Source organism: Granulicella sp. S156 (genome assembly GCF_009766105.1).
In the GTDB taxonomy this organism is placed as follows: domain Bacteria; phylum Acidobacteriota; class Terriglobia; order Terriglobales; family Acidobacteriaceae; genus Granulicella.
Map to the genome: position 1 here is coordinate 739,351 of NZ_LMUH01000013.1, position 14,169 is coordinate 753,519.

Below are 14,169 nucleotides of genomic sequence, written 5' to 3' on the forward strand. Positions count from 1 at the left end.
CTCTGCTTCATCTCATCTGGATCGGTCTCCCATGTATCGTCAGCATTTTGTAAGGCCACTCAAGGCGGTTCGTGACATCAGTCTTGGATCATGCAAGCTATTCTTATGCATCCCTGAAGAATAGAAGCTATCTGTGGTGATTTTTGGATTGAGGAATGGAATGGGAGAAGTGAATCAACAAGGACCACGCTGGATCGCAGGCATTGAGCCCTCTAAGGAACTACTTGCGGCCAATGGCACACAGATACTCGAGATCGAGTGCCGGGATCAGCCTCATCGGCTTCACGACCTGATCCAGGCTTATCGTGGCGATTCCGCACTTCGCACCGAGTTGAGGAAGTTCCGCGATTTGGCAGCGAAGAAGGGGCCAATTCTCTTTATAGGTATGGGCGCTTCCTTCTGTTCTTCAATCAGCGGATCAGTTCTCCTTGAGACACATGGAAGATCTTCGTTTTCAGTAGACGCAGGGGAGTGGCTGCACTATGCGCGACCGACATGGGATGATGCGGCATTGTCCGTGCTTCTCACCACATCCGGTGAGAGTGCAGAGTTGGTAGAGCTCTTCAAGCTTGGCGGCGAAAGAGCACTCGGCCTAATCTGCAATAACCCCGCAAGTACCTGCTGGAAGTTGGCTCAAAATAGACTCCCAATTCTGGCCGGTCCAGAGTACGGCAACGCGACGAAGACCTACACCAATGCCACGGCGGCTTCCATTATTCTTGCTTCCGAAATTCTTGGCCGTTCCTGGGAGGAAGAGGCCGAGCGTGCGGCCGAGATCTTTGCAGCAAATCTCGATCCCGTCTTCGCGCTCCGCAGTGAACTGGAAGCGTTCTGCAGGGGCGCAGCCAATATAGAGATTGTGGGCCGAGGCGCGGCCTACGGTGGCGCCATCATGAGCGCACTCTGTATTCGCGAGATGAGCGGTCACAGGGCTGCAGCACATACCGGCGCGGGATTTCGGCATGGTCCCAACCTGGATGTGGACGCATCCCACGTAGCGATCATCTTTGCTCTGGGGCGAGTTGCAGAACTCGGGGTCAAACTCGCAAAGGAGTGCAATCGTCGCGGCGGTAAGGTTGTCCTTGTCGCTACAGAAGACCATGAGGCGACGGACAAGTTGTTTCCGGTCCGGATTGATCCGGTGCCTGAGCCATGGGAAGGCATTACCTCACTTCTGGTACCGCAAGCGCTCACTCTGGGCATGGTGGAAAGAACAGGATGTCGGCTGCCACCTCGGTTTCAATACGGTGTGATGGAACAGTAATACAAGTATCTTTGCTAACGAAGAGGAAACCTTGTCCGATATAGGAATCGCTGTACAAACACAGATCCGTCGAAGTTTTATCTGGAAAGTGTCCTTTATCGCCGGACTGGGAGGCATCCTCTACGGTTTTGACATGGGCATTATCGCCGCTGCATTGATCTTTGTGCGCGAATCCTTCTCGCTCTCCACGCGCATGGAAGAGGTCGTGGTAAGCGTCGTACTTGTCGGCGCGATGTCCGGTGCAATCGCGGGAGGCAGTATTGCTGACCGCATCGGCAGACGTGCCACGCTGCTCTGGGGCGGCGGCATCTTCCTTGTTGCTTCACTCCTCGCTCCCGCATCGCCCAATGCAGCCACGCTGATCGTGGCCCGCGCGTTTCTGGGCGTTGCCATCGGCTTTACCTCCGTTACTGCACCCGTCTATATCTCCGAGTTGGCACCGCCACAATCGCGTGGAACGCTCATTGGGCTATATCAATTCGCGCTCACAGTAGGGATCGCGTTGGCCGACCTGGTGGGTTATTGGTTGGCCGGACAACATGCGTGGCGACTGATGTTTGGCCTTGGAGCCGTGCCGGCGGTACTGTTCGTTGTGCTGCTCCTCACTCTTCCAGAGAGCCCTCGGTGGCTTTTTGCGCAGAATCGGGTTGCTGAGGCACAGTCTGTGCTGAGTGCCTTTACGGATGAAGCTGGTGCCCGATTGTTGGTCGAAGATATTCGCTCCGCTTTGCAACTTAAGGTAGAAAAACGCTGGAGCGCGCTTTGGAGTCCCGCGGTTCGCTACTATCTCTTGATCGCGGTTGGTTTCACCGTTCTGCAGCAGGTCACCGGTATCAACACCATCATCTATTACGGGCCGCAGATATTTGCTCTCGCCGGTATTACATCGAACAGGAGCGCAATCTTCGCCACTCTGTTGGTTGCTGTAACCAATGTGCTGGCCACGATCATTGCTCTGGTATTGGTCGACCGGGTGGGGCGCAAGCCACTGCTCTACGCGGGTGTCAGCGGCATGACCGTCTCGCTCTTTTTACTCGCCTATTCGTTTCACAATCCGGCGGCGTTCGGGGCATTGCCCGGTGTCATTGCGACCATCTGCCTGATGGTCTACATCACCTGCTTCGCGTTCAGCATGGGACCTATTGCCTGGATTCTTGTCTCCGAGGTCTTTCCTCTGCAGTTGCGCGGTCGTGGTGTTGCAGCAGCATCGCTCGGCTCCGGAGCCGCTAATTTTGTAGTCTCGATTACATTTTTATCTCTCATCAAAACCGCGGGCAATACATTCACTTTCGTTATCTACGGAGTGTTCTGTATAGTTACGCTGCTTTTTGTACGCTTCATCGTCCCGGAAACAAAGGGGCGCGAGCTGGAGAGCATCAGTTCCGGACACAATGCAATTGCGTCATAAATGAACCACGCAAGAGAAACCTTGATCATGCAAAACCGTTTACAAGAGGCCACTTCAGGAATGACGCCACGACAGATCCACAGCACCATCTCCGTAAAGCAGAACTCTACAGCAACGGAGGATACCGGCTACGTCGTCGGCGTAGACCTCGGAGCAACCAATCTGCGCCTGGCGCTGGCCGACACGTCTGGCGTCGTCATAGCGAAGTGGGGTTGCTCGACTGTCGGCGTCCGCGATGCAGATGAGGTCATCATGCTCGTTAAGAACGGTGTGGAATCGCTTCTAGAACAGGTTTCTGCGCCCCGCCACGCATTGAAGGCAGTTGCCGCCGGTGCGCCCGGTATTACTGATGTCGACGCAGGGATCGTGATCGCAACCTCATATCTCATGGGATGGCGAGACGTTCCTCTGCGCGCCCTGCTTGAAGACGCATTCAATGCGCCGGCTGCTGTGGACAACGACGTAAACCTTGCTGCCCTCGGAGAAAGCTGGACTGGAGCCGCAAAAGGAGCACGAGATTTCGTGTTTCTTGCGATTGGAACTGGCATCGGCGCAAGCGTCATAGTGAACGGCAGTTCCTATCGTGGAAGAGATTGGGCTGCTGGCGAAATTGGTTACATGCTTGTGCCTGGCACACCGACCATTCCTGGGAATCACGGTGAACCCGGAGCCCTCGAGAGCGTCATTGGCGGAGAAGGCATCAAGACACAATGGCAGAAACTCTGGAGTGCTAAAGGTACTGCATTGCCGAAAGATCTGACTGCAACTCAAATCTTCGACCATGCGCTTGCGGGAGACGCGCTCGCACAGACCATCCTCGAGCAAACCGCTCGTATGCTGTCGTATGCGATCTACAACATGGCTCTGGTGCTGAACTGCCCTCTCTTTGTCCTGGGCGGAGGTGTAGGTATGCACCCGGCACTCTGCAGCGAGACGCAAAAAATGTTGGGGCAGTTGAATATGCGAAGCGAGCCGCAACTGATGCGCAGTGCCTTGGGAACGGACGCTCAACTGATGGGGGCCCTTCGACTCGCACTAGATACTGTAAATTCTCGCCCGGGGCTTTTTGCAAGCGAAGGATCCAGTCGAGAATAGCTCTCGCCCCACTCTAAATCGCATCGAGGTAGTTACATCTTTCATAGTTAGTACAGGTTTGCTCGGCATCATCATGTCGAGCAAACTTGTACTACTTGCTCGCGAGCTTGCCTCGAATGACGATGATAGAAGCCGGTGGCAGCTCGTATTTTGTCGCTTTACCCGTCTCCAGCTCACGCGTCGCGATGGGACCATCTGGATCCGCGTGATCGCCTGTCTTAATGTTTGCTGGTGTGTCCGCGGCTAATGGTAGATGGGCATTGAAATCGCGCTGAACGGTATTCCAGTGATATTGCCCACTGCCAAAAACGGCTTCATGAACCCGTCCTGTGAAGTAGCTTTCGCTCTTGCTTTGCAGGTTTTGAAACACGAGATTTAGGCTGTGGCTTGTGTGTTGGTCTTTATTGATCAGCATGACGGACCATTCCCCATCGGGCCGTTCTACCGCATAAGCCGTCACAATTTGGTGTCCGGCGCCATCGTCAATGTCAGCCGCCGCAGGGAAGAGCGTATGTGTGCCACCGTCATGTTGGAGCCACTCGCGGTTAATCATCTGGCTGGCAAAGAACTGGGAGAGCGGTTGTTCGATTTGATTCTCGGACCCCACCTTGAACATGCCAAAAGTGCCTGGGGAATCATTGCAGCCACGTTCCATTGCGAGCGGTAGGTAATGAAAGTAGTAGACCTGGTTGCCCCCGGTGCTGAGATACGAACCGATATAGTCGGCCAGCCAGAGACCGCCAAAGATATCCATGTAGGTCTCGCTGGTAGCTGAGGAAAGGTTTGATTCCGTGAGATAAATGGGCAGCTCAGGCTGCAGCCCGTCATCGCGCCAGACCTTCATGATGTGGCCGATAAGCCCGGGCTCTTCGTAAAGACTGGCCCAGTTGATGCGGCACGGATCGTAGGGGTAGTGCTCGAAGGAGAAGAACTGCAGGTCCTGCAGGCGCCGGTGCTGCTTGAGATAGTCCAGAAAGCGACCGAGCCATGAGGTCCTCCCCTGCGCGTCGGGCCAGACTTCGATGTCTTGAGTCGAACCTTGAAAGGATGGCCCGCCAAGTTTGAGGGTCGGATCGACCTTGTGGAGCGCTGTGGCATATTGCAGATAAAGTGCTGCGTAGTCCTCGGGCAGCATGTACTGGCCATCCGCTTCCTCGCCCATCTCGACCGTGGAAATAGGGTACTTGTGACTCTCGAGATATCGAATCTCAGCCGCAGCATTGTCGGGAGTGTCATACAACATCGCAATAGGCATCATCGCGGGTAGGCTCTGTGTGATGCCGCTCTGAAAGAAGAGGTCGAAGCCGACTTGCGCTTCCTTGCTATTCACATGGCTATCGGGAGTGTGCCAGGGATCGACCGAGGAACTGAAGGTTGCGGTCTGCTCCTGATCGGCAGTGTGGCGTAGCACATCGTGGAATAAACCGTCATTCGAGGTCGTTCCAAGATAAAGTTCACGAATTGCGTAACCGACACAGTTGCGTATATCGCTGGCGCCGTGGTCATCACAGGTGTTTGAGGACTGCGTCATCCAAATGCGGATATAACGAACGGCTGTCGCCGCTTCGGTCAGATGCAGGAGTGCCGTGCCGCCTGCGCCGTTGGTGATCTCGCCTTGGGAAAATGTATTCCAGACACCTCGCTTGGGGGCGTGAATGGGATCGGTGCCGATGCCAGTCCAATACTGGATAAGATAGTTTTTCGCGTAGGGTTCGGCCCACACAATCTTCAGCGTGTCGATGAGTGTGTCGTTCGCCAGGTCGAGGATGACCCACTGCGGATGAAGTGCGTCGCTTTCTCCGGTAAAGTGGCTCGTGAGGTAGGGATTGCTCTTCCAGTAGGTGCTTTCATCGCCGTCGGTCAGCCGCGAATAGCCTGTGTTACCGGTGCCGTCGTTGCGTGTTACACCGCGATGCGGGAGTGCATAGCCAAAAGAGTAGCGGATGAACTTGGTCGAGTTAACAGAGCCGGTGAAGTAGCCTTTGCCGGCAGGATCGCTCCACGTGCCCTCAGGGTTCCAGTGCCAGGCTTCGACGGCAAGGTCGGTGTTCTGGCGATAGGTGACTGGCTGCCATCCGGCTGCAAAGACCTGGTCCAAAGTGGTTTTTGTGAAGTCCTTGTCGATAGACCCGACGGGGATGCGATCGACGCCTGAGCCGAGCGATTCCCTGGGGACGAAATGATTGACGGCGTGGTCTGGGGTGATATCGACGAGAACGGTCTGCGCGTTGAGCAGCCCTAACGACATCAAGCTGCACACGGTTAGCAGCAGGCCATTGCGGCAACGGGAGCGACTCGTGAGGTCCACCGAGGATAAAGGTTGGTTCGGCATGGTCGAATCTGTTATACACAGGTATTGACAGGATATTCAATCGTTTTAATACAATCGCCCCTCGCGAGGCTGTACGAAGTTCATGAAGGTGGTTCTCTATTTACTATGGGGAATCGTTTAGAACGTGCATAATCGATAACACATTGTTTTGAAGGTGGGTTTAAAGAGATGCCGGAACGCAAATCTAAATCGGCACGTGTCACCCTTGTCGATGTCGCGCGTAAAAGCGGCTTCTCGCCGTCCACTGTGTCCATCGTGTTGAGCGAAGCCCCGCTTTCGCGCTACGTTGCGGCTCAGACGAAGGAGCGGATTCGTAAGACCGCTCAAGCGCTGGGCTATCGCCCGGATATCTTCGCGCGCTCCTTGCGCAGCCGCCACAGCAACACCATCGGTGTGCTGGTATTCGATATCTCCGATCCATTCTGCGTATTCATCTTAAAGGGTATCGAGAAAACGCTTCATCCAACGCAGTATTTGCCTATCCTGATGGATGCACATCATGAACGGAAGCAGTTTGAGCGCTATCTCGACTTGTTGATGGAGCGTCGCGTAGAGGCACTGATCGTGGTGGCGAACTGGCTCTTCGACGAGGGGAAATCACTCGCAGGGCTGAGGGAAAAGAAGATGCCCCTCGTAGTGGTGGGGCAGGACGTGTCGAAGAAGCATATTGGCTCCGTCACTGTGGACAACGAGGCAGGTGGCTATGAGGCCATGAAGCATCTTTACGAATTTGGTCACAGGCAAATCGCCGTCATTCGTGGACCGGCGAAGCTGAGCGATAGCCAGCTCCGCTGGGACGGAATGCAGCGTTTTGCGTCAGAGTATGGTTTACGGCTCGATCCACGTCGAATTCGTCAACTTTCTGACACCCTCGACCCTATCTCGGGATTTGAAGGTGGCGTGCAACTCACCGAAGAGCTGATTCGCTCAAGATTAAAGTTCACGGGGCTCGTAGCGTTTGACGATTTGACGGCGCTAGGTGCGGTGCGGGCTTTGGCTCGCACAGGCCGTTCGGCCCCGCAGGATTGCTCTGTTATCGGCTTCGACGATGTACCGCTGGCCGCGTTGAGTACGCCCGGTCTCACCACAATTCGTCAGCCGATGGAAGAGATGGGAAGCCTGGCCACCCGACGTGTGCTCGATGTCTTGCGAGAGGCGGACGAATCGCGCGAAGTCACGCCGGATCTTCAACTTCTGCCTCCATCGCTGGTGCTGCGCGACTCGACTGCAAGACCCAGCTAAATATTTCTTTCTTGACTTTCTCTTTGGGACAAGATATCTACACATATTAACTTATATTCAATCGATTTAATATCCCATCTGTGCGAGGGATCTTTTGATCGACGTAGCAGAATAGCAAGTCTGTCACGACAACTTTGCAGATTTATGGAGACCCTATGTCGCTTGCCATATTGTCAAGATGTACAGCACGTTGTTTCGGTTGTGGAATGCTTCTTGTCGCACTTCTGCTCGCAAGCTGTTCTCATCCACTGGTCGCTCAGGAAGTCACAGGCACAATTCTGGGCATAGTGACTGACAGCTCCGGCGCCGTAGTGCCCGGAGCCAAGGTGACGATCAAAAACACGGATCGCAACGCTGTGGAGCGTACGGCGAAGACCAGCAAAGAGGGCGAATACTCCGCGCCTCTGCTCCCGATTGGACACTATTCGGTTACGGTCGAGACTTCCGGCTTCAAGAAGACAACACAGACGGACATCATCCTGAACGTCAATGACAGGCGCAGTGTGACTGTCGTGCTTGAAGTGGGAAGCGATTCCGAAACGGTAACGGTGGAGGCCAATGCTCTCCAGGTGAACTCTGAATCCGATGCGGCGACGGGATTGATCACTGGCACGCAGGTTCGGGAGCTGGCTCTGCAAAGCCGCAATTATGAAGAACTGGTGCAGTTGATGCCTGGGGTTAGCGCCGATATCGGCGATGCGCTCTACGCAGGTGTCAGCGCTCCGAACGGCAACACGAACGAGACGGCGTTCTCGTTGAATGGCAGTTTCGGCTCGTCCAATAGCTGGACAGTCGATGGTGCCGACAACGTCGATCGCGGTGGCAACTTTTCTCTGCTGAACTATCCCAGCGTTGACGCCATTGACGAATTCAAAGTTCTGCGTGGTAACTACAGTGCTGAATATGGCCGTAGCGCCGGCGGTGTTATTAACGTCATTACGCGTTCCGGAAAATCGAAGTTCCACGGCGGCGTCTACGAGTTTTTCCGCAATAACGTACTCGATGCGAATGACTGGGGCAACAAACAGCAATCGCCTGTTGCTCCCCGTACGCCCTTCCGCTACAACGACTTTGGCTGGACGCTCGGTGGCCCGGTCTTCATTCCTCATATCTACAACACGGAGCGCAATAAGACGTTTTTCTTCTACTCCGAGGAACTGCGCCGCGTAATACAACAGAATCCGGTAACAGGAGTCGTGCCCGACGCAAATGAGCGGGCGGGAAACTTCGAAGATCCGGTCTGTAGTGTTAATCCAACGGGTACCGGATCGTGCCCGGGACAGGTGATTACGAATATAAGCAGTATCGGCGCTATCAACCCTGCTGCTGCTGCGTATCTCAAAGATATATATTCGCATCTGCCGTTGCCGTCCGACTCGACCTCGGATCTTCTCTTCGCGAACGAGGGGAACGTCTTCAACTTCCAGCAGGAGATCGGCCGCATCGACCACACTTTTAACTCGAAGCTCTCCGGGTTCGTGCGCTACATGCAGGATTCGATTCCGACGGTCGAAGGTGGTGGTCTGTTCAACGGAAACCCATTACCAAACGTTACGCAGACTTCCACAGACTCACCAGGGCAGAACGTGGCCGCCAATCTGACATGGGTCATTACTCCGACCTTGGTCAACGAAGTGGAGTATGCGTGGTCGTCTGGCGCGATCAAGAGTCATAACTCGGGCCAACTCGCCGCGACCAACTCACCGGATGTGGTGGGCGCTATCACACTGCCCTTCCAGGAGACGCTTAACCGCATCCCAAGCATCGCCTATGGCGTTTCTAATGCAAGCTTCTTCGGGTTTGGTACGTACGGGGATTTCAATAAGAATAATGCCATCTTCGATAATCTGACAAAGACTGTGGGCAAACACAGCCTGAAGTTTGGCTTCTCCTATAACCACTATGAGAAGTCCGAGAACTCGGGCGGGAACAATGCGGGGACCTTTAACTTTGCCTACACCCCGTACACAGATCCAAACACGAATCCAAAGGCTGAGTTCGAACAGGAATTTGCAATGTTCCTCTTGGGGCAGCCCTCCCAGTTTACGCAGTTGGCAAACGACTTCAGGGCGGTCATCTTCCAGAACCAGTTTGAGTTTTATGGTCAGGATGCGTATAAACCAATCCCGAACCTGACAGTGAGCTATGGGTTGCGGTATTCGATCTTTCGTCAGCCAACGGATGGTAATGGGCGAGCAACCAACTTTGCCCCTACGCGCTACAACGCAACGAATGCTCCAGCAATCGATGGCAATGGCAATGTTGTAGTAACCCCTAACTACGATCCACTGAACGGCATGATCATTGGAGGCAGCGGAAATGGGACGCACAACTCGCCCTACAGCACTGCTGTTGCGCCGCAGTTTCACAACGGGTACCAGCCACGTTTTGGCTTCTCCTTCGATCCCTGGAACAACGGAAAGACGGCAATTCGCGGTGGCTACGGAATTTTCCTGGATTCACCTGGCGTTGGATTTCTGGAAAACAGTGAGTTCATCAATCCGCCGTTCGTAGGCAACACGACTATCTCTGGTGGTACCTTCAATAATCCTGGCGCTGGTACTACATCCAATAACAGCGTGCAATCGGTGGGCGGTGTGTCGACAGATTGGCATCAGCCTTATGCGCAACAGTGGGATCTCGACATCCAGCGTCAGATTCCTTATGACATCATTCTTGACGTAGGCTACTACGGATCGAAGGGTACCCATCAGCTTTCTCAGGTGGACATCAATCAACCGCTGCCTGGAGCCTATGCCAATAATTCAACCATCGAGAATGTCCTGGAGACGGAGAATAACTCATCTGCACTTCAGCAGATGGACGCCGGTGACCAAAACCTCCTCAATATTATCCGTCCCTACCAGGGCTATGGGCCGATCGATATCTACGAGCCAATCTTCAGTTCGAACTACAACTCGCTTCAGGGCAGCCTGCAAAAGCGCTTCAAAGGAGGCTCTCAGGTAAGCGCCAACTACACCTGGTCCAAATCCTTGACTGACCGCCCCGACCAGGTTGGCGGCAACCTTCCGGTCCCGCAGAATACCTATAATCTGAGTGCCGAATATGGTCCCTCTCGATTCGACCGCCGTAATGTGTTCAATGCAAACTGGGTCTACGAGTTGCCATTCTTCACGGAACAAAAAGGTCTGGTAGGTCGTGCGCTTGGAGGTTGGGAATTATCCGGAATTGTCGAATTGCAGTCCGGACAATGGTCTAGTGCAATCGGCAATTCGTCGTCCGATCCGGGTGGACTGGGTGTCTTTACCTCTGCGACCGCTCCTAACGATCCGCGTCCGGATCAAGTTGGCAACCCGAACCGCCATGCTCCACATACCATCGCTGCGTGGTACAACACCTCTGCTTTCGCGGACGTACCGTCGAATGAATTCCGGCCCGGCAATGCTACACGTGCCAGTATTCTGGGGCCAGGAAGCCAGCGCTGGGATCTGGCTCTGCTCAAAAACATCAAAGTGTATGGGGACCAGTTGTTCCAATTTCGCGCCGAGGCATTCAACGTGTGGAACCACACGAACTTCAACAATCTGGACACTACGCAGGACGACGGTACGACAGGGCAGATACTTGGCGCAGGTGAGAAGCGGATTCTCCAGGTGGCTCTAAAATATAACTTCTAACTTGAGAAAGATCTGGGCTGTTGTGACGAAGCAGAGGGTTCTGTCTGTCTCGTCACAGCAGCCCAGACTGCTCTATTGCACGGCTGTCCACTGAGGGATCATGATCACTGCCGAGTCTGCAGTAAACACCAGCAAGGTAACGCTCAAACGCAGTCTTGGCTACTGGGACCTAATCCTCTACGGCATCATTCTCATTCAACCCACGGCTCCCATGCCAAGCTTCGGTGTCATCTACGCCGAGGCGCACGGGCATGTCGTCACCGCCATTTTGTGCGCGATGGTGGCCATGTTGTTCACCTCCATCAGCTATGGCCGCATGGCGCGTATGTATCCGCAAGGTGGTTCGGCGTTTATGTACGTAAGCCGCGAGCTGCATCCCAGCCTCGGGTACCTTACCGGCTGGTGCATGGCGATGGACTATATTCTCAATCCCCTGATTTGCACCATCTGGTCCAGTAAGGCCGCGCAGAATTTTCTGCCGGAAGTCCCATACATCGTATGGGCAATTTTTTTCGCAGCGCTCTTCACCCTGCTGAACCTGAACGGTGTCGAAACATCCGCAAGAATAAACACAATGATGGCCGTAGCTCTGGGTGTTGTAATCGTGCTGGTAGTGATCTCATTCACGCGCTACCTTCTGCACCTTCCGCATCAGCCTGTGTCGTTTTATACAGTTCCGTTTTATGACCGATCTACGTTCTCTTCATCTGCACTGTTTCGAGGAACATCGATCGCGGTACTTACGTACATAGGCTTCGACGGTATCTCCACGCTTACGGATGAGGCGAAAAGTCCTGAGCGAAGCATTCCCCGCGCAATTGTTGCCACATGTCTCATCACTGGGGTACTGGCCTCGATCGAGGTATATCTTGGCCAACTAGTGTGGCCTCGTGGAGTCAGCTTTCCCGATATAGATACGGCCTATGTTCACATCGCTGGGCGTGCCGGTGGCCCAATGGTCTTCGCCATTGTGAACGGGGCACTATTACTTGCCACAATTGGTTCCGGTATGGCGTCGCAGCTAGGCGCGGCACGTCTGCTTCTTGCCATGGGACAGGACGGAGCCATCCCCAAGCGGTTCTTTGGCGCAGTTCATCCCAAGAACCGCATCCCTCGCAATAACGTTCTGATGATTGGTGGTATTTGCCTTGTCGGTGCTCTCATCTTCAGCTATCAACTGGGAACAGAGTTGCTGAATTACGGAGCGCTGCTCGCCTTTATGGGAGTCAACGTCGCCTCCGCGGTTCTTGGATGGCGGCAAGGAAGAGGCTCGCAGTGGCTTCCAATCCTGATCTCGCTGTTAGGATTCGCTGTCTGCTTCTTTATTTGGATGAATCTAGGGTCACTGGCTCGCATCGTTGGAACCGTTTGGGCAGTGCTTGGCATCGTACTGTGGCTAACATATGGCCGAAAAGCAAAGATGCGTGCTTTGGCTGCATCGATATCATAGTTGTGAGCTATTCGATCTTGCCTGTTAGCGAATGTCTAATCATTTCGCGCAACCCCTCAAGGACTAAAAATTTTCGTGCCAGGTTGAAGGTTGTCGTTTGGGTCTTGGAGCGATGAAGCTGTCCTTGAGGCCGTGCATCGAAGCGGTCTGCTAGGGAGATGGCGATCGGGTAATGATGGGTGTAATGGTGATGACCAACTCCGAGTCGTTTGTGTCTCGAGAGGAGTTAGTCGTAATGGAATCGATCACTCCCTGCGTTGCTAAAGCTTCAGTACGGGTCAAGTTGCTTACAACTACGGTCGTAACCCCTGCCGCAACCGAAAGATCGGATGAGAACTCCTGATTATCCAGGATGGGAATAGTGTTGAGGCTGCTTCCCTGCAGGGAGCGGATGGTCTCATGAAGATGAAGCAGAACTTCTTTGTCGGATACGATGTGCGGTTTAGCCTCCAACAAAAGACCTAAATCTTCATATTCAATGCTTGGCGTCGCCGAGCTGCTGGTTGCACTAGTCGATGCGCCCACAGCCAATGTCGTTGCAGTCAGAACGGGATAGTGCTCTCCGACCTTAAATGTCCCAGGTTGGTCATTTGCAAGATGGAGCGTCGCGCTTTCCAGTTGTTGGACGGAAGATACTGAGAGGCTGGCATTTGCGGAGATAGAGTCAAACTGCACGCCGGTCGCGGTTAGCCCCCCGCCGAAGTAAAGGGAAGAGCTACCGAGAACCGAGTCGCTCGCATACCCGGCGGCGATCAGTAGTTCAGCTATCCCCAGTGTGTCCCCCGAGGCTACGAGGCCAGCCGAGATCAACTCCTGTACGACGGATGAGTTGCTGCTGATCAAACTATTCGCTTCTGTTAGCACATTGAAGATTTTGATTGTTTGTGGAAGCTCAACTCCCAGATTTCGGTTGTGCGTTCGGCTCACGATATAGCTTTTGATCTGCAGAAGCACCTGAGGTGTAGGACGGTAGAGAGTCGCCAGCATGCTCTGGACTTCCAGAAGCACCTCCGGCGTCGCGTGAACGGTCACGCTATCGCGGTGAACCGCTACCTTGGAAACATTGAATAGGCTAACGAGAAGAGTCTCTATTGAGGTTCGCTCCTCGGTACTCAAATTCTCCAAATCGGGAACATCAAAAGTCGCCGTCACGAGATGCTCGTACTGTGCTCGATGCTGCTTATCGTCAGTTACGGCAAGGATCGTATGAGTACTGACGGGAACAAAGAAGCAATGTGTCATAGCTCCTAATACTTGTCCCGTGGTTGCCAGGTCAGCATCTTCCAGATCGACACGGTGTGGTTTTGCATCCTCAAAGGGAGTGGCGAATATTACTCGAATTCCATACATCCCAAACGCATCTACTAGTAACTCAGCAGGGCCTCCTTCAATATGCATACTTCTTAGTAGGGGTGTTGTTAAGGGAACCGCACGAATCTCAGGTTGTGGTTTCCATTCGGTTTCCGATCCATGTTGGGCCAGCGAAGCGCATGAGACAAACGCTGAAATCACTAGCAAAAAGATAGATCGTTTTCGCCTCACACAAAGTATTCCTTCAATGTTTCAGACGTAGGAATACCTCATTTAGTACTTAGTCAAATTAAACATATTCGAGCCGAGTAGAGCGTAAGCGGATTTCAGAGTTACGCGTCTAAACACCTAAGGAATCGTGGAAGCGCACTCCACATTCTTCCTTTGCCTGCTTATCAAATAGCTGGGATACGCGTTTATCAACGCGAA

The 14,169-nt window shown here is 53.7% G+C and carries 8 protein-coding genes; 6 read left to right on the forward strand and 2 right to left on the reverse strand.

From position 1 onward, the window contains the following. Positions 1 to 160: 160 nt before the first annotated feature. The 3 genes from GSQ91_RS12955 to GSQ91_RS12965 are packed head-to-tail and all read left to right on the forward strand — an operon-like array spanning position 161 to position 3,767. Entirely contained in the window at positions 161 to 1,264 is a 1,104-nt protein-coding gene (locus GSQ91_RS12955; RefSeq protein ID WP_158822002.1) for an SIS domain-containing protein, read from the forward strand. Positions 1,265 to 1,271: 7 nt separating this feature from the next. Then, positions 1,272 to 2,672, forward strand: a complete 1,401-nt coding sequence (locus GSQ91_RS12960) for a sugar porter family MFS transporter (RefSeq protein ID WP_158822242.1) — start codon at positions 1,272 to 1,274, stop codon at positions 2,670 to 2,672. A 27-nt stretch (positions 2,673 to 2,699) separates the two neighbouring features. Further along, positions 2,700 to 3,767: an ROK family protein gene (locus GSQ91_RS12965; RefSeq protein WP_254064548.1), complete on the forward strand. Its 1,068-nt coding sequence runs from the start codon at positions 2,700 to 2,702 to the stop codon at positions 3,765 to 3,767. Positions 3,768 to 3,858: 91 nt separating this feature from the next. Here the strand turns inward: GSQ91_RS12965 and GSQ91_RS12970 are convergent, their stop codons facing one another. Beyond that, the gene (locus GSQ91_RS12970) at positions 3,859 to 6,099 is read right to left on the reverse strand and encodes a discoidin domain-containing protein (RefSeq protein WP_158822004.1); all 2,241 of its coding nucleotides are present in this window, start codon (positions 6,097 to 6,099) and stop codon (positions 3,859 to 3,861) included. 168 nt (positions 6,100 to 6,267) lie between these two features. Here GSQ91_RS12970 and GSQ91_RS12975 point away from each other — a divergent pair, with 168 nt between their 5' ends. From GSQ91_RS12975 to GSQ91_RS12985, 3 genes are all read left to right on the forward strand, one after another. After that, positions 6,268 to 7,341, forward strand: coding sequence for a LacI family DNA-binding transcriptional regulator (locus tag GSQ91_RS12975; protein WP_158822006.1), 1,074 nt, complete (start codon positions 6,268 to 6,270; stop codon positions 7,339 to 7,341). A 206-nt stretch (positions 7,342 to 7,547) separates the two neighbouring features. Then, positions 7,548 to 10,979 (forward strand): TonB-dependent receptor, encoded by a 3,432-nt coding sequence (locus GSQ91_RS12980; RefSeq protein ID WP_158822008.1) that lies wholly within the window; start codon positions 7,548 to 7,550, stop codon positions 10,977 to 10,979. 100 nt (positions 10,980 to 11,079) lie between these two features. Beyond that, on the forward strand, positions 11,080 to 12,429 hold the full coding sequence (locus GSQ91_RS12985; protein ID WP_158822009.1) for an APC family permease: 1,350 nt from the start codon (positions 11,080 to 11,082) through the stop codon (positions 12,427 to 12,429). A gap of 150 nt (positions 12,430 to 12,579) precedes the next feature. On the opposite strand, the gene GSQ91_RS12990 is transcribed toward GSQ91_RS12985, so the two are convergent. Next, positions 12,580 to 13,827 (reverse strand): hypothetical protein, encoded by a 1,248-nt coding sequence (locus GSQ91_RS12990; protein ID WP_158822011.1) that lies wholly within the window; start codon positions 13,825 to 13,827, stop codon positions 12,580 to 12,582. Positions 13,828 to 14,169: the final 342 nt, after the last annotated feature.

Coding starts and splice junctions, on each gene's coding strand:
- GSQ91_RS12955 (WP_158822002.1), top strand. CDS start 161: ATGGGAGAAGTGAATCAACAAGGACCACGCTGGATCGCAGGCATTGAG.
- GSQ91_RS12965 (WP_254064548.1), top strand. CDS start 2,700: ATGCAAAACCGTTTACAAGAGGCCACTTCAGGAATGACGCCACGACAG.
- GSQ91_RS12970 (WP_158822004.1), bottom strand. CDS start 6,099: ATGCCGAACCAACCTTTATCCTCGGTGGACCTCACGAGTCGCTCCCGT.
- GSQ91_RS12975 (WP_158822006.1), top strand. CDS start 6,268: ATGCCGGAACGCAAATCTAAATCGGCACGTGTCACCCTTGTCGATGTC.
- GSQ91_RS12980 (WP_158822008.1), top strand. CDS start 7,548: ATGCTTCTTGTCGCACTTCTGCTCGCAAGCTGTTCTCATCCACTGGTC.
- GSQ91_RS12985 (WP_158822009.1), top strand. CDS start 11,080: ATGATCACTGCCGAGTCTGCAGTAAACACCAGCAAGGTAACGCTCAAA.
- GSQ91_RS12990 (WP_158822011.1), bottom strand. CDS start 13,827: ATGCATATTGAAGGAGGCCCTGCTGAGTTACTAGTAGATGCGTTTGGG.